Source organism: Streptomyces durmitorensis, assembly GCF_023498005.1.
GTDB classification, from domain to species: Bacteria; Actinomycetota; Actinomycetes; order Streptomycetales; family Streptomycetaceae; genus Streptomyces; species Streptomyces durmitorensis.
On the sequence record NZ_CP097289.1, the window covers coordinates 7953942 to 7973271 of the forward strand.

Annotated in this window: 20 protein-coding genes; 13 read left to right on the forward strand and 7 right to left on the reverse strand. The window is 72.5% G+C overall.

Annotated elements, in window-relative coordinates:
• Positions 1 to 80 precede the first annotated feature (80 nt).
• Positions 81 to 1130 (reverse strand): DUF8017 domain-containing protein, encoded by a 1050-nt coding sequence (locus M4V62_RS35610; protein WP_249591292.1) that lies wholly within the window; start codon positions 1128 to 1130, stop codon positions 81 to 83.
• 81 nt (positions 1131 to 1211) lie between these two features.
• On the opposite strand from M4V62_RS35610, the gene M4V62_RS35615 reads away from it, so the two are divergent.
• From M4V62_RS35615 to M4V62_RS35625, 3 genes are all read left to right on the forward strand, one after another.
• Entirely contained in the window at positions 1212 to 1664 is a 453-nt protein-coding gene (locus tag M4V62_RS35615) for a DUF4442 domain-containing protein (protein WP_249591293.1), read from the forward strand.
• Between the two features lie 214 nt (positions 1665 to 1878).
• Positions 1879 to 3588: a carboxylesterase/lipase family protein gene (locus M4V62_RS35620; protein WP_249591294.1), complete on the forward strand. Its 1710-nt coding sequence runs from the start codon at positions 1879 to 1881 to the stop codon at positions 3586 to 3588.
• Positions 3589 to 3670: 82 nt separating this feature from the next.
• Complete coding sequence (locus M4V62_RS35625) at positions 3671 to 4351, forward strand: DedA family protein (RefSeq protein WP_249591295.1); 681 nt, start codon at positions 3671 to 3673, stop codon at positions 4349 to 4351.
• A gap of 3 nt (positions 4352 to 4354) precedes the next feature.
• Here M4V62_RS35625 and M4V62_RS35630 read toward each other — a convergent pair whose 3' ends face one another.
• The gene (locus M4V62_RS35630; RefSeq protein ID WP_249591296.1) at positions 4355 to 4885 is read right to left on the reverse strand and encodes a gamma carbonic anhydrase family protein; all 531 of its coding nucleotides are present in this window, start codon (positions 4883 to 4885) and stop codon (positions 4355 to 4357) included.
• Between the two features lie 133 nt (positions 4886 to 5018).
• Here M4V62_RS35630 and M4V62_RS35635 point away from each other — a divergent pair, with 133 nt between their 5' ends.
• Positions 5019 to 5756 (forward strand): acyltransferase, encoded by a 738-nt coding sequence (locus tag M4V62_RS35635; protein ID WP_249591297.1) that lies wholly within the window; start codon positions 5019 to 5021, stop codon positions 5754 to 5756.
• 86 nt (positions 5757 to 5842) lie between these two features.
• On the opposite strand, the gene M4V62_RS35640 is transcribed toward M4V62_RS35635, so the two are convergent.
• The gene (locus tag M4V62_RS35640) at positions 5843 to 6706 is read right to left on the reverse strand and encodes a DMT family transporter (RefSeq protein ID WP_249591298.1); all 864 of its coding nucleotides are present in this window, start codon (positions 6704 to 6706) and stop codon (positions 5843 to 5845) included.
• 94 nt (positions 6707 to 6800) lie between these two features.
• On the opposite strand from M4V62_RS35640, the gene M4V62_RS35645 reads away from it, so the two are divergent.
• Positions 6801 to 7385 (forward strand): helix-turn-helix domain-containing protein, encoded by a 585-nt coding sequence (locus tag M4V62_RS35645; protein WP_249591299.1) that lies wholly within the window; start codon positions 6801 to 6803, stop codon positions 7383 to 7385.
• An 87-nt stretch (positions 7386 to 7472) separates the two neighbouring features.
• On the forward strand, positions 7473 to 8030 hold the full coding sequence (locus tag M4V62_RS35650) for a YbaK/EbsC family protein (protein WP_249591300.1): 558 nt from the start codon (positions 7473 to 7475) through the stop codon (positions 8028 to 8030).
• Positions 8031 to 8065: 35 nt separating this feature from the next.
• Here the strand turns inward: M4V62_RS35650 and M4V62_RS35655 are convergent, their stop codons facing one another.
• The 3 genes from M4V62_RS35655 to M4V62_RS35665 all read right to left on the reverse strand — a co-directional run bounded on the left by M4V62_RS35655 (position 8066) and on the right by M4V62_RS35665 (position 11613).
• Complete coding sequence (locus M4V62_RS35655; protein WP_249591301.1) at positions 8066 to 9283, reverse strand: CaiB/BaiF CoA transferase family protein; 1218 nt, start codon at positions 9281 to 9283, stop codon at positions 8066 to 8068.
• Positions 9284 to 9345: 62 nt separating this feature from the next.
• Positions 9346 to 10884, reverse strand: a complete 1539-nt coding sequence (locus M4V62_RS35660; protein WP_249591302.1) for a sensor histidine kinase — start codon at positions 10882 to 10884, stop codon at positions 9346 to 9348.
• A 72-nt stretch (positions 10885 to 10956) separates the two neighbouring features.
• Complete coding sequence (locus tag M4V62_RS35665; RefSeq protein WP_249591303.1) at positions 10957 to 11613, reverse strand: response regulator; 657 nt, start codon at positions 11611 to 11613, stop codon at positions 10957 to 10959.
• 177 nt (positions 11614 to 11790) lie between these two features.
• Here M4V62_RS35665 and M4V62_RS35670 point away from each other — a divergent pair, with 177 nt between their 5' ends.
• From M4V62_RS35670 to M4V62_RS35685, 4 genes are read left to right on the forward strand one after another with little or no spacing between them, the layout of a single operon-like run.
• Positions 11791 to 12708 carry an ABC transporter ATP-binding protein gene (locus M4V62_RS35670; protein ID WP_249591304.1) on the forward strand — a complete coding sequence of 306 codons (918 nt, stop codon included), beginning with the start codon at positions 11791 to 11793 and terminating at the stop codon, positions 12706 to 12708.
• Positions 12705 to 13490, forward strand: coding sequence for an ABC transporter permease (locus tag M4V62_RS35675; protein ID WP_249591305.1), 786 nt, complete (start codon positions 12705 to 12707; stop codon positions 13488 to 13490). Before M4V62_RS35670 ends, M4V62_RS35675 begins: the two co-directional genes overlap by 4 nt.
• A 30-nt stretch (positions 13491 to 13520) precedes the next feature.
• Positions 13521 to 14312: a GNAT family N-acetyltransferase gene (locus M4V62_RS35680; protein WP_249591306.1), complete on the forward strand. Its 792-nt coding sequence runs from the start codon at positions 13521 to 13523 to the stop codon at positions 14310 to 14312.
• Positions 14309 to 15124, forward strand: coding sequence for a lysophospholipid acyltransferase family protein (locus tag M4V62_RS35685; RefSeq protein ID WP_249591307.1), 816 nt, complete (start codon positions 14309 to 14311; stop codon positions 15122 to 15124). The genes M4V62_RS35680 and M4V62_RS35685 overlap by 4 nt, the downstream gene beginning before the upstream one ends.
• Positions 15125 to 15147: 23 nt before the next feature.
• Here the strand turns inward: M4V62_RS35685 and M4V62_RS35690 are convergent, their stop codons facing one another.
• Complete coding sequence (locus M4V62_RS35690; protein WP_249591308.1) at positions 15148 to 16095, reverse strand: erythromycin esterase family protein; 948 nt, start codon at positions 16093 to 16095, stop codon at positions 15148 to 15150.
• 174 nt (positions 16096 to 16269) lie between these two features.
• Here M4V62_RS35690 and M4V62_RS35695 point away from each other — a divergent pair, with 174 nt between their 5' ends.
• From M4V62_RS35695 to M4V62_RS35705, 3 genes are read left to right on the forward strand one after another with little or no spacing between them, the layout of a single operon-like run.
• A complete protein-coding gene (locus M4V62_RS35695; RefSeq protein WP_249591309.1) occupies positions 16270 to 16491 on the forward strand; it encodes a hypothetical protein in 222 nt (73 codons plus the stop codon).
• Positions 16488 to 18791 (forward strand): heavy metal translocating P-type ATPase, encoded by a 2304-nt coding sequence (locus M4V62_RS35700; protein ID WP_249591310.1) that lies wholly within the window; start codon positions 16488 to 16490, stop codon positions 18789 to 18791. Before M4V62_RS35695 ends, M4V62_RS35700 begins: the two co-directional genes overlap by 4 nt.
• Positions 18788 to 19294 carry a copper chaperone PCu(A)C gene (locus tag M4V62_RS35705; protein WP_249591311.1) on the forward strand — a complete coding sequence of 169 codons (507 nt, stop codon included), beginning with the start codon at positions 18788 to 18790 and terminating at the stop codon, positions 19292 to 19294. The genes M4V62_RS35700 and M4V62_RS35705 overlap by 4 nt, the downstream gene beginning before the upstream one ends.
• Positions 19295 to 19330 lie beyond the last annotated feature (36 nt).

The following is a 19330-nucleotide window of genomic DNA, read 5'->3' on the forward strand; positions in this document are numbered from 1 at the left end:
GCCTGTGGCCTGATGTCATCGCTGCCCCCGCAGGGGGGCCGGCACATCGGGTCACAAGCCCCGTGGGCGTACGAAACGACTCAGGACTCCGTGGGGTCCCCGTGCAGACGCACCGTATTGAGGATCTTCATGATCGTCGCCTCGGGGATCTCGTCCTTGACGCCCTTCGCGCCGTAGAGGCTCCAGGCGACGTACTCACCCTCGGAGTTCTTGAAGCCGAAGGTGATCGCCTTGCCGTCCGAGTCGCACTTGCCGCTCTGCGGTGTGTTCGTCGAATGGGCGCGCGCGATGCTGCCCTTGATGCCGGTCTTCGTGGTGAACGGCTCGGCCTTCTTGGGGACGGTGAGGCTCTTCTTGTCCGGCTGCGTGTACCCGCCGTAGACCCACCACGGCACCTGGTTGACGGCGACCTCGTCGGTGCTCTTCGCGCCGTTCGCGCCCTTGGTGCCGACGGCGCCGAGGGCGGTGTCGTCCTTGGTGCCGTCCTTGTCGTCGTCGGAGGAGCACCACTTGGACTTGTAGTACGCGGGTGCGGACATGCCGATGAGCGTGCTGCCGTCACTCTTCTTGGTGTCCTCGAAGCCGATGAAGGTGCCGGGCGTCTCCACCTCCCAGTCGGCCGGGACGTCGAACGCCGTGCCCCACTTGGGGTTCACCACGACCTGCCAGCCCTTGACCACCGGCTTGGGGCCGTTGTCGTTGCCGCGCTCGCTCCCACCGCCGCCCGTCGCCGGGTCCGGCTTCTTGGGCGCGGACCTGGCGGGGGACTTGGACGGTTTCGCGTCCGCCTCGTCGTCCTTGTCGCCGCCGAGCACCAGGAAACCGGTGACACCGGCGGCCACCACGACCGCCGTCGCGGCGACGATGGCGACCAGCTTGGTCTTGTTGCCGCTGTCACCGCCGCCGCTGCCGCTGCCGCCGGGCGGTTGCGGCGTGACGCCCATGGGCGCGGTCGGCGCGCTCCACTGGCCCGGCTGCTGGCCCGGCCCCGGCTGCTGGTAGGGGTTCGGCTGCTGGTATCCCGGCTGCTGGTAGGGATTCGGCTGCTGGTACCCCGGCTGCTGGTACGGGTTGGGATTCTGGTCCTGCGGGTTCTGCTCGCCCCCGGGCGGCTGCTGTCCTGGCCACATGAGCAGCAACGATAGGTGACGGTGATCTACGTCGAGCGGGCTCCTGGCCAAAGAACGCTACTCGTGGGTAACATCCCGGCCATGAGCGCTGACCAGATGTCGATAGGCGAGATGCTCGCCGCAACCGTGCCGATGGCCCGGACCCTGAACCTCGAGTTCCGTGAGACCACGCCCGAGAAGGCCGTGGTCGCCCTGCCCGACCAGGCCGAGTACCACAACCACGTCGGCGGGCCGCACGCCGGCGCCATGTTCACGCTGGGGGAGTCGGCGAGCGGTGCGATCGTGCTCGCCGCGTTCGGGGACCAGCTCTCGCGGGCCGTGCCGCTCGCCGTGCGCGCCGACATCGCGTACAGGAAGCTCGCCATGGGGTCGGTGACCGCCACCGCGACCCTCGGCCGCCCGGCCGCCGAGGTCGTCGCCGAGCTGGACGCGGGACAGCGGCCCGAGTTCCCGGTGGCGATCGCGATCCAGCGCGAGGACGGCGCCGTGACCGGCGAGATGACGGTCGTGTGGACGCTGCGTCCCAATAACTGAGTCGCGCGGGGGCGTTCGCTTCCGTACGTTCATTGAACACAGCGGCGTCGCGTCGGCCGGGCCACGGGGGTCCCGACCGGCGCGGCGCCGTTCTTTCCGACTGCATCCCGCCGTTCCTGGCGGTCTTCTGTTCAACTCATTGACACGAGTCAGTAACCGCCATAGTTTTCCGCCGCCAGTGGGTCGACGTCATCTCATCAAGGGGAGTCGCCGCATGAGCCGCACGACAAGAACAGGTCGAAGCAGCGCGGGAAGACGCGGAGCGGGCCGGGCGCGGCGCGCCGCGTCCGCCTTCGTCGCCATGGCGGCAGCCGCCGCGGCGATGCTCACCCCGCACGCCGCGCAGGCCACCGGGCAGGCCACCGCGCAGGAGGACGCGCCCCGCACGGGCGGCGGCACGCTCGTCCGCACGGACGCGGGCTGGCTGCGCGGTGAAGCCACCGCCGAAGGGAGGCAGTTCCTCGGTATCCCGTACGCGCGGCAGCCCGTCGGCGCCCTGCGCTGGAAGGAGCCCAGGCCCGCCAAGTCCTGGCAGGGCGTGCGCGGTGCGACCTCCTTCGGCAACCGGTGTGTGCAGAGCGCGAGTTGGGACCCCGGGTACGAGAACCCCAGCCATACCGAGGACTGCCTCGACCTCAATGTCTACGCACCCGACGGGCAGCACAAGAAGCGTCCCGTCATGGTCTGGCTGCACGGCGGCGGGCTGACCGCGGGCGCGGGCGAGGACATCGTGCCCGACGCCTTCGCCCGGCGCACCGGCACCGTGGTCGTGACCGTCAACTACCGCCTCGGCGCGATGGGGTTCCTCGCCGGGCAGAGCCTCGACGGCGAGGCGTCCGACCGCGTCTCGGGCAATTACGGCATGCTCGACCAGCAGGCGGCCCTGCGCTGGGTGCGCGCCAACATCGGTTCGTTCGGCGGCGACCGGCAGCGCGTCACCATCGCGGGCGAGTCGGCCGGCGGCCGCTCCGTCTGCACCCAGCTCGCCTCGCCCACCGCCAAGGGCCTCTACCGCGCGGGCATCGTGCAGAGCGGCGCCTACGGGGACTGCGCGGCACGCGAGCGCGAGGAGGCGCTCACGCAGGGCGCGGCCTTCGCGAAGAAGGCGGGCTGTCCGGACGCGGCGACCGCTCTCGCCTGTCTGCGGAAGAAGCCCGCCGCTGACATCCTCGCGGCGCAGGCCGGGTTCGACTGGGGTCCGGTGGCGGGCGGCGACTTCCTGCCGGTCCAGCCCGAGGAGGCGTACCAGGACGGCAGCGCCTCCCGCGTGCCCGTCCTGAACGGGGCGAACAGCGACGAAGGGCGGCTCTTCGCCTACGGGCAGTTCGACGGACAGGGCAAGCCGCTCACCGAGGAGCAGTACCCGGGCGCGCTCACCCAGATGTACGGCGCGGACCTCGGCGCCAAGGTCCTGGAGCGCTATCCGGTGTCCGAGCACGCCTCGCCGACGCACGCGTACGCGGCCGCCCAGGGCGACATGATGTTCGCCTGCACGGCGCTGCGCATGGACCGCTCCCTCGCGGGACGCGGCCCCGTCTACGCCTATGAGTTCGCCGACCGCACCTCGCCGCCCTTCGCCTCGATCCGCGAGGCGGGCAAGACATTCGACTTCGGGGCGACCCACGTCAACGAAGTGCAGTACCTCTTCAAGCACTTCGGGCTGGCGACGCCGCTCAACGCCGAACAGCGGACTCTGGCGCGGCAGATGGTCCAGTACTGGGGCTCCTTCATCCACGGCGGTGCCCCGCGCGCCGACGGCCAGCCCACCGCGCCCGACCAGCGGACCCGGCCCGGCACGGTGCTCTCGCTGCGCACCGCGTCCGCGGGCGGCAACGAGCTGAGCACCGCTGTGGCCCGTGAGCACCGATGTGACCTGTGGGACCGCGAGGACCGCGAGGGTTCCGCCCCGGCCGACGCCGGGTGAGCGGGTAGGCTGCCCGGCGTGCGCGATCTTGGGGGGAACGCGCACGCCGGGTACAGGCACACCAGCACAGGAGGAACCGGCGTTGCACGTCCAGGAATGGCTGGAGACCGTACCGGCCGTCAGTATCTACGCGCTGGTCGGCGTGGTCATCGGTCTGGAGAGCCTGGGCATCCCGCTGCCCGGTGAGATCGTCCTCGTCTCGGCGGCGCTGCTCTCCTCGCAGCACGGCGAGCTCAACCCCGTCATCCTGGGGATCTGCGCCACCGCGGGCGCCATCATCGGCGACTCCATCGGGTACGCGATCGGACGCAAGGGCGGCCGGCCACTCCTGGCCCGCCTCGAACGGAAGTTTCCCAAGCACTTCAGCGCCGCGAACGTCGGCAGCGCCGAGCAGTCCTTCCAGAAGTGGGGCATGTGGGCGGTCTTCTTCGGCCGCTTCGTCGCCCTGCTCCGGATCTTCGCGGGGCCGCTGGCCGGCGTCCTTCGCATGCCGTACTGGAAGTTCCTCATCGCCAACGTCCTGGGCGGCATCGTCTGGGCGGGCGGCACCACGGCCGTCATCTACTACATCGGTGTCGTCGCCGAGGACTGGCTCAAGCGGTTCTCGTACTTCGGCCTTGCCATCGCCGTGCTGATCGGCGTCGGCTCCATGCTGCTCGTCAAGCGCCGCGCCAAGAAGTCGGCGGCGGCGCACTCCGAGGCGGAGGCCGAAAGCGGTGCGCTGACGGCGGCCGAGCCGGTTCCCGTCCCGGCCGCCGACTGAACGTCACTTGGCGTGGGCGTCCCGGTGGGCCTTGGCGAGCTCGACGTACATCGTGCCGTTGAGCGTGATGCCCGCGCGCTCCTCGTCGGTGAGCGGCCTGCGCACCTTGGCGGGCACGCCCGCGACGAGTGATCCTGGCGGCACGACCATCCCCTGCGGCACCAGCGCCTGCGCGGCCACCAGCGAACCGGCGCCGATCACCGCGCCGTTGAGGACCGTCGCACCCATGCCGATCAGGCAGTCGTCCTCGACCGTGCAGCCGTGCAGGACGGCGTTGTGGCCGACCGAGACCCGCTCGCCGATGGTCATCGGGAAGCCCAGGTCGACATGGAGGCTGCAGTTGTCCTGGATGTTGCTGTCGGCGCCCACGACGATGGGCCCGCCGTCCGCGCGGAGCACCGCCCCGTACCAGGCGCTCGCCCCGGCGTGCAGCGTCACCTCGCCGATGACGACCGAGGTGGGCGCGGTGAAGGCGTCCTGATCGATCTTCGGGTCCTTGCCGCCGATCCCGGTGACGAGTGCCTCGTGGCTCATCGGATTTCTCCATTCGTACGTGTCTCGCGCCTGGCGGAACCGTACGGGACGGCGGCGGGCGCGACGCCGTGTGGGGTGAAGATCACAGGGGTCCGGGGTCACCGGGCCGCTCGGGGCTGAGTAACGTGAGCGCGTGCCGAAGAACAGGAACACGTTCTCATCCGCGGTCGCCGCCTTGCGGCGCCGCGCGACCCAGCGCGCCGTCCACGCGGGCTGGGCGTGGGTGCAGCGCACGGGCGCCGTCACCGCGCAGCGGCCGGGGCGGCTGCGGTTCGGCGCCATCGGCCAGGACACGAAGCTCGCCTTCCCGCTGGGGACCGTCTTCGGTGAGCCCTGGATCCGCATCGGGGACCACTGCATCATCGGCGAGCAGGTCACCCTCACCGCCGGGATGATGCCCGACCTGGACCTAGGCCCCGACCCGATCCTGCGCATCGGCAACGGCGTCGTGCTCGGCCGCGGCAGCCATGTCATCGCCGACACGACGGTGACGATCGGCGACGACTGCTACTTCGGGCCCACGGTGTACGTGACGTCCACGAACCACTCGTACGACGATCCCCACACGCCCATCGGCAAGCAGTGGCCGCGCATGGAGCCCGTCGAGATCGGCCCCGGCTGCTGGATCGGCACGAACGCGGTGATCCTGCCGGGGGCGAGGCTCGGTCGCAATGTCGTGGTCGCGGCGGGTGCGGTCGTCCGCGGCGATGTTCCCGACCACGCTGTGGTGGCCGGGGCGCCTGCGCGCGTGGTGCGGCGCTGGGACGCGGAGGCCGGGTGGCAGCCGCCGTTGCGTACGCCTGCGCCTGTTCCCATTCCTGACGGGGTCACGCCGGAACAGTTGCTTGCTCTGGGGGAGTTGGAGGGGTAGTCGCCCTCGTTTGCGTCTGCGGGTGCGTGGGGGCTTGTCGCGCAGTTCCCCGCGCCCCTTCGGGGCGCTCCTCCGCGGGGCCTTGCTCAGCTGGCCAGCAGTACCGTGCCCACCAGGGCCAGGCCCGCGCCCGCTGCCTGGATCCCGCGCAGGCGTTCCTTCAGTACCGCGCGTGCCGCGAGTGCGGTGATGACCGGGTAGGTCGAGGAGAGCACCGCGGCCAGGGTGACCGGGCCGTTCTGGGCGGCCATCGAGTACGTGCCGTTGGCCGCGACGTCGGCCAGGCCGACGAAGGCGAGCGCCGGGAGCGCCGCCCAGAGCACGCCCATGCCCGCCCCCTCGGGGAGTGCGGCGCCGCCCCGCTGCACGGAGACGAACAGCGCGGCCCCGCCCGCGGCCACGTTCGTCACGCGCTGCACGAACAGGGCGAGGAACAGGCCGGTGAGGTTGCTCGACGCCTCGGCGATCAGGGCGAGGACCGCGCCGAAGCCGAAGGCCGCGAGCAGGGTGAGCAGGACCGCCTGGCGCTGCACGGGGGCGCCGCGCAGCTCGGGGCCGCCCGCGAGCACGATGCCCACGATGGCGACGGTGAGCCCGGCGAACTGCGGGACTCCCGGCCGCTCGCCCAGGAAGAGACCCACCGCCACCGGTACGACGACACCCACGGAGGCGAGCGGTGAGACGACGCTCATCGGGCCGATGGCCAGGGCCTTGTAGAAGGCGAGCATCGCCACCGGGCCGAGGAGTCCCGCGGCCACCGCGAACCACAGCTGCGGCCCCCACTCCGTCCAGCCTCCCGTGGCGACCACGATCACGCCGAGGACGATCACGGCGATGGTCTGCGAGGCGACGACCACGGTGAGCGCGGGGATGCGCCGGGTCAGCAGTCCGCCGCCGAAGTCGGCAAGCCCGTACATCAGGCTGGTAGCCAGGGCGAACAGTGCTGTCATCGGAGATCCTCGCAGTACAGTGTGGTGAACCATTAAGTGCACCACACCGTAGTTCAATATCCTGAACTCTGTCATCCAAAATATTGGACGGAATGTGTCGGACCTCGACCAGCTCACTCAGTCGCTCGCGCGCAACCTCAAGCGCTGGCGCTCGGAACGCGGCTTCACGCTCGACGCGCTCGCGGCCCGCGCGGGCGTCAGCCGCGGCATGATCATCCAGATCGAGCAGGCCAGGACCAACCCCAGCGTCGGCATCACCGTGAAGCTCGCCGACGCCCTGGGCGTCAGCATCACCACCCTCCTCGACTACGAGCAGGGCTCGCATGTCCGGCTCGTGCCGCCCGAGCAGGCGGTGCGGATGTGGTCCACGGAGGCGGGCAGCAGTACGACGCTCCTCGTCGGGGCCGAGGCGCGCGGGCCCTTCGAGCTGTGGGCGTGGAAGCTGATGCCCGGTGAGGGCAGCGACTCCGACGCGCACCCGCCGGGGACCATCGAGCTGCTGCACGTCACGGCGGGTGAGCTGACGCTCCTCGTGGACGGAGTGGAGCATCTGGTGGCCGCGGGGTCGTCCGCGACGTTCGAGGCGAACGTGCCGCACGGCTATCACAACAAGGGCGCCGAGCCGGTCGAGCTGACCATGTCGGTGTCCGTTCCGCCCGCGCACGCCTCGTCCTACTGAGCCGTACGAAGGTGCACCGAGCCGTACCGGCGCCCGCGCAGTGAGACGCCAAGGCCCGTGGCCAGGACGCCTGTTAGCGTGCGGGCCATGCGTGCACCCATGGGAGATTTCGACGACGTCCGCTCCGCGCCCGAGGCCCTCGACCTCCTGGTCGGGCCCGTCGCCGACGCCGTGCGCGGCTGGAGCGGGACCGCACCGGCCGAGCAGATCCTGTACGTCGACACCGACCCGCAGTGGGCCGACACCGCCACCTTCGTGGAGCACTACGGCCAGGACATCCTGGAGCAGTCCGCGAACTGCGTCGTCGTCGCGGGCAAGCGCGGCGGCGAGGCCTCGCTCGCCGCGTGTCTGGTCCTCTCCACGACCCGCGTCGACGTGAACGGCGTCGTGCGCCGCCAACTCGGCGCCCGCAAGGCCTCGTTCGCACCCATGGACACGGCGACCGGCGAGACGGGCATGGAGTACGGCGGCATCACCCCGATCGGCCTGCCCGCCGACTGGCCGCTGCTCGTGGACGCCGCCGTCGTCGACCTGCCGTACGTCCTGATCGGCAGCGGCCGCCGCAGGGGCAAGCTCATCGTGCCGGGCAAGGCCTTCGCCGAGCTGCCGGGCGCCGTGGTGCTCGAAGGGCTCGGCGTCGCCTGAGGGGCCCGACGCGGCGGGCGGGGCTCACCCGCCGCTCACCGGCAGACGCCCTCCGCGCACAGCCGGGCGATGTCGTCCGGGCCGCGCCCCAGCTCCCCGAGGATCCGCTCGGTGTGCTCGCCCGCGGCCGGCACCGGATCCATGCGCGGGTCCACGCCGCTCAGGTTCGCGGGCGGCACCAGCGCCTGCACGGGGGACGGGCTGCCCGGGATCGAGACCTCCCGCCAGCGGTCACGTTCGCGGAGCGCGGGGTGGTCGAGGAACTCGGCGACCGAATTGACGCCCGCGTTCGCGATGTTGGCCCGGTCGAGCAGCTCCATCGCCTCCTGGCTGCCGAGCGCGGCGAAGCGCGCGGAGATGATCGCGTCCAGTTCGTCGCGGTGCGCGACACGGTCGGATCCGGTGGCGAACCGCGGGTCTTCGGTCAGCTCGGGCCGCCCGATGACCTGCTCGCACAGGGCGGCCCACTCGCGCTCGTTCTGCACGGACAGTAGGACGTCCTTGCCGTCGGACGCGGTGAACGGGCCGTACGGCGCGACCGTCGCGTGCCGTGCGCCGACGCGCGGCGGCTGCGTGCCGCCGTAGCGCGTGTAGTACGCGGGCTGGCTCATCCACTCGCCGAGCGCGTCGAACAGGGAGACCTCGACGGCCGGTGCGCGCCCGGTGGTCGCCCGGGTGAAGAGCGAGGTGAGGATGCCGGTGTAGGCGTACATCCCGCCCGCGATGTCCGCGACCGAGATGCCCGCCCGCACCGCCTCGTCCGGCGTGCCGGTCAGCGAGAGCAGCCCGGTCTGGCACTGCACGAGCAGGTCGTAGGCCTTGCGGTCCGCCCAGGAGCCACTGGTGCCGTACCCGCTGACGGTGCAGGGGATCAACGACGGGTAGCGGGCCTGGAGTTCATCCGCGCCAAGGCCCAGGCGGTCGGCCGCGCCGGGGGCGAGGTTCTGCACGAACACGTCGGCCCCCGCGAGGAGTTCGTGCAGGATCTCCACGCCCTCATCGGACTTGAGGTCCAGGGTGAGGGACTCCTTGGAGCGGTTGAGCCAGACGAAGTAGCTGGCCTGGCCGTGCACCGTGGTGTCGTAGCGGCGGGCGAAGTCGCCGCCCCCGGGGCGCTCGACCTTGATCACGCGGGCGCCGAGGTCGGCCAGCTGACGGGTGGCGAAGGGAGCGGCGACGGCCTGCTCCAGGCTGACGACCGTGATGCCCTCCAGGGGCAGGTGACCGGCCGGTTCGTGGTGCGTCGTCGCCATGACTGCCTCTCGTTCGCGGGGTGCTGCCTGCCTGATTCTGTACGGTCACACAGGCGCCCCCTTCAGTCGCCCTCACCCACGACCGACTTGGACACGAGCCGCCCGTCGGCGAAGCACAGGCGGTAGCCGTCGGACGACAGGAAGCGCGTGCTGTAGTACACGCAGTCCTGGCCGCGAGGCGTCGCGGGCGCGCCGTCCGGCGGGCCGTCCCTGGTGAAGTTCGGCAGCCGGGACTCCACTTCGTCGCGCGGCTCCCCGGCCGTCAGGCCGTCGTACACCCCACGGTCGAGGACCGAGAAGACGGAACTGATCAGGCTGATGGGGATCATGAGCAGCAGGATCCCGGCGAGGACCGCGAGCGGGGCCAGGACCGCCTGGACGAGCCGCCGTCTGATCTGCCGCCTGGCCTGCTCCAACTCCCGGGCGGACGTGGTCGGCCGTGGCGCGTCGACGGCGCGCGGGGCGGCTCCCGCCGCGGGCAGCTCGGCGGTCACCGCGAAGCCGCCGTCGTCCGTGGGGTCCGCGCGCAGCGTGCCGCCCGCCAGGCGCACCCGCTCGTCGAGCCCGACGAGGCCGCTGCCGCCCGACGCCACCCCGGGCAGGCGCCCCGCCCCGGCCGGATCGTTCACCACCGTCAGGCGCAGGGTGTCGCCGTCCCGCGTGAGGCGGACCCGCACCGCCGCGCCGGGCGCGTGCTTGGCCGCGTTCGTCAGGGACTCCTGGAGCACGCGGTGCACGGCAAGTGCGACCATCGGCGGCAGGTCGTCCGTGGCACCCGACCCTTCGAGCGTGACCTCGACCCCGGAGGCCCGCGCGCGCTCGACCACGGCGTCCGGGCTCTCCTCCGACGGCGCCCTGGGCGGCGCTTCGTCGTCCGCCCGCAGCACGCCGATGATCTCCCGCAGCCGTTCGGTCGCCGCCCCGGCCGCCTCGCGCAGTTCGCCGACGGCCGCCTGCTGGCGGGCGTCGAGGGTGGGATCGACCTCAAGGACGCCCGCCTGGACCGCGATGAGCGTCAGGTCGTGGCCGAGCGAGTCGTGCATGTCGCCCGCGATCCTGGCCCGTTCGCGGATGCGGGTGCGGTCCGCGACGGCCTGCTGCTCGTGCTCCATGTGCTCGGCGAGCCGCCAGCCGGTGGCCATCAGGTCGGCGTACTGGCGGCGGTAGCGGCCGAGCAGCCAGGGCAGCACCGCGCCGATGAGCAGCGTCAGGAGCATCGAGGGCCAGCCCCACAGATCGCTCGACACGACCGCGCACAGGACGAGCCCGGCCACGGCGACCGCCCCGAAGAACCACAGCGCGGGACGCACCGCGACGCTGCGGCTGCCCGCGAGATACCCGAGGACGGCCAGCGCCGCCCAGTACACGGGCGTCAGCATCTCCGCGTCCGTCATCAGACTCAGCGCGACGGGCACGGCGAGCGCCACCAGCGGCCACCGCCTGCCGACCGCCACGGCGCCCCCGAGCAGCGGAACGCCCACGGCCGCCACGACCGCGTCGGGTCCGTCCAGGCCGATGGCGGCCGAGACCGGCGGTGCGCACACCACGAGCCACAGCCCGATGTCGAAGAGCCGGGGAAGCCAGCCGTGTACGCCGCGCATCCGCCAAGCATCGCCGATCAACCCCGGCCCGCGCCCCTGACGAAAGTAGGGGATCGCCTCGCGGCGCCCGGCTCACTCCTCGCCGACGAGTCCCGCCTCGTACGCAAGGATCGCGGCCTGCACGCGGTTCTTGAAGCCGAGACGGGCGAGGACCTGGCTGACGTACGCCTTCACCGTGCCCTCGACGACATGCAGCCGTCCGGCGATCTCCGCGTTCGACAGACCGGCCCCGACCAGCGCGAGCACCTCGCGCTCGCGCGCCGTCAGCTCCTCGGCGCGGGCCCGCGCGGCGGCCTGCTTGCCGAGCTGCCCGGCGCCGAGGCGGGAGATGACCCGCCGCGCGATCGACGGGGAGAGATACGCGCCGCCCTCGGCGACGGCCTGGACACCGGCGATCAGCTCGCGCGGATTTCCGGACTTGAGGAGGAAACCGGCCGCGCCCGAGCCGAGCGCGCTCGCGATGTACTCGTCCTCGGAGAACGTGGTGAGCATCGCCACCGCCGTCCCCGGCGCGGCCTTGTGCAGTTCGGCCGCGGCCTGGAGGCCGTCGAGCCGGGGCATCCGGATGTCGAGGAGGCAGACGTCCGGGCGGTGCTTGAGCGCGAGGTCGACCGCCTCGCGGCCGTCGGCCGCCTCGGCGACGACCTCGATGTCCTCGGCGGTGCCCAGGATCGCCCGCACCCCGGCCCGGATCATCGCCTCGTCGTCGGCAAGCAGCACTCGGATCATGCGAGCACGCTACCCGGCCGCCGTGGACCGTGCGGGAAGTGCGCCGGGGACCTGACGAAAGTGCAGGGCAGGTGCTGACCAAGGTCCCCTGTACCCGGCCGCGCCGCTTCGTAGCGTCCCTGTCATCACCGCCGACGCGAACCGAATGCGTGGGCACGGAGAGGGACTTGGGGAACGATGCTCACGCTGCGGAGCCTGACCAAGAGATACGGCGAGAAGACCGCCGTCGACGCACTGTCCCTGGAGGTGGCGCCAGGGAAGATCACCGGCTTCCTCGGGCCGAACGGCGCGGGCAAGTCCACCACGATGCGCATGATCCTGGGCCTCGACCACCCGACATCGGGCACCGCCCTCATCAAGGGCAAGCGGTACGCCGACCACACGCATCCCCTCAGGGAGGTCGGCGCGCTCCTGGACGCCAAGGCGGTGCACCCCCGGCGCACCGCGTACAAGCACCTCCTGGCCATGGCGCGCAGCCACGGCATCCCCGCACGCCGCGTGGACGAGGTCCTTGAGGCCACGGGGCTCAGCGATGTGGCGGGCAAGCAGGCGGGCTCGTTCTCGCTGGGCATGGGGCAGCGCCTGGGCATCGCGGGAGCGCTGCTCGGCGATCCGGAGGTGCTGATGCTCGACGAGCCGGTCAACGGGCTCGACCCGGACGGTGTGCTCTGGATCCGCGGCTTCCTGCGGTCGCTCGCCGCGCAGGGCAGGACGGTGTTCGTCTCCAGCCACCTGATGAGCGAGATGGAGGTCACCGCCGACCGCCTTGTCGTGATCGGCAGGGGACGGCTCATCGCGGACGCGCCGATGGAGGACATCCTCGCGCGCGGCTCCCGCAACGCGGTCCGCGTACGCGGGCCCGAGGCCCAGGGCCTGCACGCCCTGGCGGGGCGGCTCGTACCGGAGGCGCACGACGTCCAGTGGGTCTCGGCGCACGAGCTGGTGGTGACGGGCCTGACGCCGGAGCGCGTCGGAGATCTGGCCCACGAGGGCCACGTACGACTGCACGAACTGCGCGCCGTCGAGGCGTCACTGGAAGAGGCGTACATGGAACTGACCGCAGGAAGCGTCGAGTTCGGGGAGGCACGGCTGTGAACGGCATCCAGACATCCGCAAGGGGCGACCGGGCGTCGCTGCGTACGGCAGGCGGCGGTCTTCGCGGGGCCGTGGCCGCCGAGTGGACCAAGCTGTTCTCGCTCCGCTCGACCTGGTACTTCCTGCTCACGGCTGCCGCCGTGATGGGGGCGACGGCCGCGTGCGTCGGTGTGGTCACCCACGACGCCGGGGCATCGGTCGCCGACCCCGCGACGCTCGCCACCGTCTACGGCGTCGAGTTCGTCGTCGCCGGCCTCGCCCTGCTCTGCGTCACCGGCGAGTACGCCACCGGCAGCATCACCCACACCCTCCAGTGCGTGCCGGACCGCGCACGCCTGATGATCGCCAAGAGCCTCACGGTGGGGGCCGTCGCGTTCGCCGCCGGGATCGTGCTCGCCGTGCTCGGGGTCGTGGCGGGTGCGGCGGCCCTGGAAGAGTCGACGTCCGATGGCGCACAAGTGGCGGGTCAGGTGTTTGCGGTCGCCGTTCACCTGATGCTCATGAGTGTCCTGACCGTCGGCCTCGCGGCCATCGTGCGCAGTTCAGCCGGGGCCATCACCGTGCTGTTCGTGCTGCTGCTCATCGTGCCGACGATCCTCCAATCGATTCCCCTCGACTTCCTCACGAACCTGGCGCAGTTCCTGCCCCAGGCGGCGGGCACGCAGTTCCTCACGGCCGACGCGGATCTCTACGGCCCCGCGACCGGGCTGCTGCTCCTCGCGGCCTGGACGGCCGCCTCCCTGACCCTGTCCACGGTGATCCTCGGGCGCCGCGACGCCTGAGCCCCTCCCCGAACGGAGACCGGATCTGTCATGCCCTCGACATCCGCTGCCTCGACGCACACCGCTCCCGCCACTCCCACCGCTCCCGCAAGCCCTGCCGTCTCCAGCACGTACGTCACCTCCATCGCCGACTCCCAGGAGCAGATCCGGGCCGCGCAACGCCTGCGGTACCGCGTCTTCGGCGAGGAGATGGGCGCCACGCTCCACACCTCCCTGCCCGGCCACGACGTGGACCCCTACGACGACCTCGTGGACCACCTGATCGTCACCGACACCACCACCGGCGAGGTCGTCGGCACCTACCGCCTGCTGCCTCCCGGGCGGGCCGAGCGGTCCTACTCCGACAGCGAGTTCGACCTGCGAGCGCTGGAGGGGCTGCGGTCCTCCACGATCGAGGCGGGCCGCTCCTGCGTGCACCCGGACCACCGCTCCGGTGCGGTGATCAACCTGATGTGGTCGGCGCTCGCCCGCTACGTCCTGCTCTCCGGCCACCGCTATCTGGCGGGCTGCGCCTCGGTGCCGCTGTCCGACGGCGGCAAGGCGGCGTCCAGCGCCTGGCTGCTCGGCACGTCCAAGCACGCGTCGCCGCCCGAACTGCGGGTGCAGCCCCGGCGCCCGTGGGTGCCCACCGGGCCACCGGTAGACCGGCCCACCTACGCAGGCCTGCCGCCGCTCCTGAGGGGATATCTCCGCCTCGGCGCGTGGATGTGCGGAGCGCCCACGCACGACCCCGAGTTCGACGTCGCGGACTTCTTCGTGCTCCTGGACATGGACCGGCTCGGCGACCGCTACCGCCGCTACTTCCTGGGGGAGACGCCATGAGCCCGGCGGTAGCCACGGGCGCGCTGTGCACCCCGGCCTGCGTCACGGGCCCGGTGCCACGGGTGCTGCGGGCCGAACTGGTCCGCCGGTACGCGGCGTTGGCGTACGAGATCGGCCTGGGCGTGGCGCAGGGCGAGCGCCTCGCCGAGCCCCACGCGCTGCGGGCGCGGGCAAGGGGGATCCTGGGCGCGCTCGGCGTACGCGTCGAGGAGGGGCCGGAGAGGCTCACGGTGGACGGCCCGAGGCTCGGCAGGGTGAACGGCCCACGGCCCGGCACTCTGATCGTCGCCAATCACATCTCCTGGCTGGACGTCGTCAGCCTGCTGGCCGTCGAGCCCGTGACGGTCCTGGCCAAGCGGGAAGTGGGCCAGTGGCCGGTCATCGGCACGCTGGCCCGGCGGGCCGGGTCCCAGTTCATCGACCGCGACGGGCTGCGCCAACTGCCGCACGCAGTAGCAGATCTGGCGTCCACTTTGCGCTCGGGCCGCTCCGTCCTCGTCTTCCCGCAGGCGACGACCTGGTGTTCCGTGCTTGGCGGCCGGTTCCGCCGGGCCACCTTCCAGGCGGCGGCCGACGCGGGCGCACCCGTGCGGCCCGTGACCATCCGCTACTACCAGCACGGCACCCGAAGCACCACCGCCGCCTTCCTCGGCGACGAGACCTTCGGGGCCTCGCTGCACCGCGTCGCCCGCGCCCGGGGACTGACCGTGCGGGTCACCGCGCACGCCCCGCTGCACGGGTCCGACCGCCGGGAGCTGGCCGCCGATGCCCAAGCGGCTGTCGGCGCCCATGAGATGCCAGCCCATGTCTGATCTGCTCGAATGACGCCGGGCCCTCAGGAGCCTTGGAGGGGCCTGGCCCGCGTCACCTCGCGGACATGCACCACGGCGTCGAACCACTCCGCGAGGGAGCCGCCCGACAGGTGGTGGTCGGCGTCCTCGCGCGCGTCGTAGAAGGGACCGACGACGCGGGTCATGGCCGGGGCGCCGAGCCAGGCGTCGACGTCGGCGGGGCGCCGTGCGCGCAGGTCCAGGGAGTACGCGGGGAGGTCCGCCGCGCCGAGCAGCGCCTCGGCGAACTCCCTGCGCGGAACCGGGTGGTCGATGCCGTGGTGGAAGGTCAGACCGACGGACGCGTAGCCGCTGCCGAAGTGCTCGCGCAGGTGGCCGCCCAGGTTGCGGTGGGTCTCGGGCGCAGGGGAGGAGACCGACCGGGGGTCGCCGACGGCCGTGTGAGCGAGGCCGCCCCAGTAGACGGTCTTCTGGCGGGTGCGTTCGCGCCACCGGATCGCCTCGTCGGCCATGGCCCGCTCGATCTCCGCGAGACCGGCGCCGGGCGGCGGCGACTGCGAGGAGGGCACGGCCAGTTGGACGGGGTCGTGAGGGTTGCGTTCGTTGTGGGCGCGCATCCAGCGCAGTACGTCGAGGATCTCCCCGGTCCGCCAGAAGGAACGGGCCTCGGCGAGCAGCGCTTGTGGATCGCCCGCCCCGGTGAGGACGTACGTGTCGAGGCCGAGCCGTGCCGGATCGTCCCCTTCGAGGACGAGCGACCTGAACCCGTGCTCCTCGACCAGCAGGCGCAGCATCCGGTGCTGGAGGACGGACAGTTCGTGCGTGGAGCGGGATCCCACGCCGAGCGCGACGATCTCGGCATCGGCCACCGCGTCGGCCAGTGGGCGCAGGTCGTCCGACGCGGCGTTGGTGTCGAAGGAGTTGATGGGGTGGGCTTGCTGGGCCAGCCAGTCCGCGACGGCTTCCGCGGCTGTCGCTGATGTCCTGTTCATGGGGCAAGCCTCATTCCTGAAGCTTGGTCGAGGTCAAGTGTCTCGTGCGTCGGTCTCGTGCGTCCGTCTCGTGCTCACGGGAACTGGGGCTCCTCCGCGGCCGACTCCTGACCTGAACAGGCGCGGGCGCGACGGATCCGCGCCCTCGCGTTCACGAGTGTCAGGAGAGCGGCGATGAGCGATCGCCCCCAACTGCCCCTGCTCTGCGGGTTTCTCGCGCTGCTCGCGGTGATCTTCGCGGTGTCGTACGCCGTGGGGGATGCCGTCGGTCCTGTCGCACCCGGAATGCAGCGGACCGAGACCGAGACCGGGACGGACAAGGGGCCCGGCGGCGGTGACGGCGGATCGTATGGGGGCGACGGCATGGGGGACATGCACTCCGGCGGCGGCCGATGAGCGGCTCCGCGGCCGCCGCCGGAGCGGACACCGACGTCATCACCGATCTGACCGTCGGCGGGATGACCTGCGGCGCCTGCGTGGGGCGTGTCGAGAAGCGGCTCGGCAGACTGGACGGTGTGAGCGCGGTGGTGAACCTGGCCACCGGGCGGGCCCGGGTGACCCATCCGAGCACCGTCCCCCTCGGTGAACTCGTCGCGGCGGTGGAGCGGGCGGGCTGCACGGCAAAACCCGTCCGGCAGCCGGAACGGCCGCTCCCCGAGCCGACGCCCGCAGAGCCTTCAGAGCCTGAAGCGCCCTCAGAGCCTGAAGCGCCCGCAGAGCAGTCGCGAGGCGACCGCGACCGTCTGCTGATCGTGGCCCTGCTCGCGGCCCCCGTGCTCATCCTCTCGATGGTGCCCGCCCTGCAGTTCCGCAACTGGCAGTGGCTGTGCTTCATGCTGGCCGCGCCCGTCGCCGTCTGGGGAGCCTGGCCCTTCCACACCCGCGCGCTGCGGGGCCTGCGGTACTCGGCGGCGACCATGGACACCCTCGTCTCGCTCGGCGTCGTCGCCTCCTTCGCCTGGTCCTCGTACGCGCTCTTCCTCGGCGGTGCGGGCGACCCCGGCATGCGGATGCCGTTCAGCCTGCTGCCGTCCGCGCCGGACGGGGCCGCGCACATCTATCTCGAAGCGGTGGTCGCCGTACCGCTGTTCGTCCTGACGGGGCGGTATCTGGAGGCGCGCGCCCGGCACGGGACGGGTGCCGCGCTGCGCTCGCTCGCGGGCCTGACCGTCAAGGACGTCGAGGTCCGCGACGGCGGCACGGAACGGCGCATCCCCCTCGCCCGCCTCCGCGTGGGCCAGAGCTTCGTCGTGCGCCCGGGGGAGCGGGTCGCCACCGACGGGGTGGTGCGTGAGGGCAGTTCGGCCTTGGACCTCTCCCTCGTCACGGGGGAGAGTGAGCCCGTCGAGGTCGGCCCCGGAGCGTCGGTGACCGGTGGCGCCGTCAACGTCGGCGGGCTGCTCCTGGTGCGCGCCACGGCGGTCGGCGCCGACACCCGGCTCGCCCGCATCACCCGTCTGGTCACCGAGGCCCAGGCCGGCAAGGCGCGCGCCCAGCGGCTCGCGGACACGGTGGCGGGCGGGTTCGTGCCGGTGGTGCTCGCGCTGGCCGTCACGGTGCTCGGCTTCTGGCTCGGCGCGGGAGCCGCCCCGCAGTCCGCGGTGACGGCATGCGTGGCGATCCTGGTCGTGGCCTGCCCCTGCGCGCTCGGCCTCGCGACGCCCACCGCCCTGCTCGCCGCCACGGGCCGGGGAGCCCAACTCGGCGTCCTGGTACGGGGGCCGCGCGCCCTGGAGACGCTGCGGGACGTCGACGCCGTCGTCCTGGACAAGACCGGCACGCTCACCTCCGGGCGGATGAGCGTCGCCCGCGTCACCGTGACGGCGGACGGCGTCGGGCGCGAGGACGTACTGCGGCTCGCCGGTGCGGTGGAGCGGGGCGCGGAACATCCGCTGGGCCGGGCGGTCGTCGCGTACGCGGGGCGTCCGCTGCCGCAGGTGACCGAGTTCCATGCCACGCCGGGCAGCGGGGTGAGCGGCCGCGTCGAGGGCCGCTTCGTGGAAGTCGGCGCCCCCGAGGGCGAGTTGCCCGAGGACCTGTCCCGTGCGCTGACCGACGCCGAATCCGCCGCGCACACCCCGGTCGTGGTCCGCGTGGACGGCACGGCCCAGGCCCTGATCGCGATCGGCGACGTCGTGCGCCCCGGGAGCTACCGAGCCGTCGACCGGCTCCGCCGCCTCGGCGTGCGTCCGGTGCTCGCCACGGGGGACCGCGAGCCGACCGCCCGCGCGGTCGCCGCCGACCTGGGCATCACCGAGGTTCACGCACGCTGCACACCCGAGGGGAAGGCCGACCTCGTAAGGGAGTTGAGGGAGCAGGGCCACCGTGTCGCGGTCATCGGGGACGGCGTGAACGACGCGGCGGCCCTCGCGGGAGCGGATCTCGGCATCGCCATGGGCGGCGGCACCGACGCGGCCATCGGGGCCGCCGACGTCACACTCGTACGCGGCGACATCGAGACCGTCGCGGACGCGGTCCTGCTGGCCCGGCGCACCCTGCGCACGATCCGGACGAACCTCGGATGGGCCTTCGGCTACAACGCGGTCACCGTGCCCCTGGCGGCGGTCGGCCTGCTGAACCCCATGGTCGCGGCCGCCGCGATGTCGGCAAGCTCGCTCCTGGTGGTGGGCAACAGCCTGCGGCTGCGGACCTGGCGGCCGGGTCCGGCGCGGGCGCGGAAGGGCGGCACGCGATGAGCGAGGACTTCGGGTCGGCGGCCCGCCGCCTGCGCGCACCCCTGCTCGCGGCGCTCGCACCCGTCACGGCGTGTGCCGTCGCGCTCGGCGGGCTCACCACGTGGGTGGGCACGGGCGGTGCGGGCAGGCCCCCGCGGATCGAGGTCGGCACGGGGCGGGTGTTCCTGCCCTACGGGGACACGAGGGACACCTCCGCGTACTTCCGCATCACCAACAAGGGCGGATCGGCGGACCGTCTCACCGGCATCACCTCGGACTCCCCGGCCGCCGACCGGACCATGCTGGGCCGCCACCGGACCACGGAAGGCCGGGCTGCGTACATGAGCGGCGCCGCGTCGGTGGAGGTCCCGGCGCACGGGGCCCTGGCGATGTCGCCGCTCGGCACCAACGTGATGCTGCGGGCCCGCGGCCGGTGGCAGGCGGGCGACACGGTGCCGTTCACGCTGCACTTCCGGGACGGGGGCAGCATCCGCGCCGACGCGGTCGTGGTCCGGCCGCGCTAGCGGTCCTCCCCAGAGGTCGGAGCGGAGGTCCGCCCA

What these genes read in the sequence shown, in the direction of transcription:
- M4V62_RS35665 (WP_249591303.1), bottom strand. Translation starts at nt 11,613, where the DNA reads ATGATCCGAGTGCTGCTTGCCGACGACGAGGCGATGATCCGGGCCGGG.
- M4V62_RS35655 (WP_249591301.1), bottom strand. Translation starts at nt 9,283, where the DNA reads ATGGCGACGACGCACCACGAACCGGCCGGTCACCTGCCCCTGGAGGGC.
- M4V62_RS35660 (WP_249591302.1), bottom strand. Translation starts at nt 10,884, where the DNA reads ATGCGCGGCGTACACGGCTGGCTTCCCCGGCTCTTCGACATCGGGCTG.
- M4V62_RS35620 (WP_249591294.1), top strand. Translation starts at nt 1,879, where the DNA reads ATGAGCCGCACGACAAGAACAGGTCGAAGCAGCGCGGGAAGACGCGGA.
- M4V62_RS35670 (WP_249591304.1), top strand. Translation starts at nt 11,791, where the DNA reads ATGCTCACGCTGCGGAGCCTGACCAAGAGATACGGCGAGAAGACCGCC.
- M4V62_RS35640 (WP_249591298.1), bottom strand. Translation starts at nt 6,706, where the DNA reads ATGACAGCACTGTTCGCCCTGGCTACCAGCCTGATGTACGGGCTTGCC.
- M4V62_RS35650 (WP_249591300.1), top strand. Translation starts at nt 7,473, where the DNA reads ATGCGTGCACCCATGGGAGATTTCGACGACGTCCGCTCCGCGCCCGAG.
- M4V62_RS35700 (WP_249591310.1), top strand. Translation starts at nt 16,488, where the DNA reads ATGAGCGGCTCCGCGGCCGCCGCCGGAGCGGACACCGACGTCATCACC.
- M4V62_RS35615 (WP_249591293.1), top strand. Translation starts at nt 1,212, where the DNA reads ATGAGCGCTGACCAGATGTCGATAGGCGAGATGCTCGCCGCAACCGTG.
- M4V62_RS35690 (WP_249591308.1), bottom strand. Translation starts at nt 16,095, where the DNA reads ATGAACAGGACATCAGCGACAGCCGCGGAAGCCGTCGCGGACTGGCTG.
- M4V62_RS35695 (WP_249591309.1), top strand. Translation starts at nt 16,270, where the DNA reads ATGAGCGATCGCCCCCAACTGCCCCTGCTCTGCGGGTTTCTCGCGCTG.
- M4V62_RS35680 (WP_249591306.1), top strand. Translation starts at nt 13,521, where the DNA reads ATGCCCTCGACATCCGCTGCCTCGACGCACACCGCTCCCGCCACTCCC.
- M4V62_RS35610 (WP_249591292.1), bottom strand. Translation starts at nt 1,130, where the DNA reads ATGTGGCCAGGACAGCAGCCGCCCGGGGGCGAGCAGAACCCGCAGGAC.
- M4V62_RS35685 (WP_249591307.1), top strand. Translation starts at nt 14,309, where the DNA reads ATGAGCCCGGCGGTAGCCACGGGCGCGCTGTGCACCCCGGCCTGCGTC.
- M4V62_RS35705 (WP_249591311.1), top strand. Translation starts at nt 18,788, where the DNA reads ATGAGCGAGGACTTCGGGTCGGCGGCCCGCCGCCTGCGCGCACCCCTG.
- M4V62_RS35630 (WP_249591296.1), bottom strand. Translation starts at nt 4,885, where the DNA reads ATGAGCCACGAGGCACTCGTCACCGGGATCGGCGGCAAGGACCCGAAG.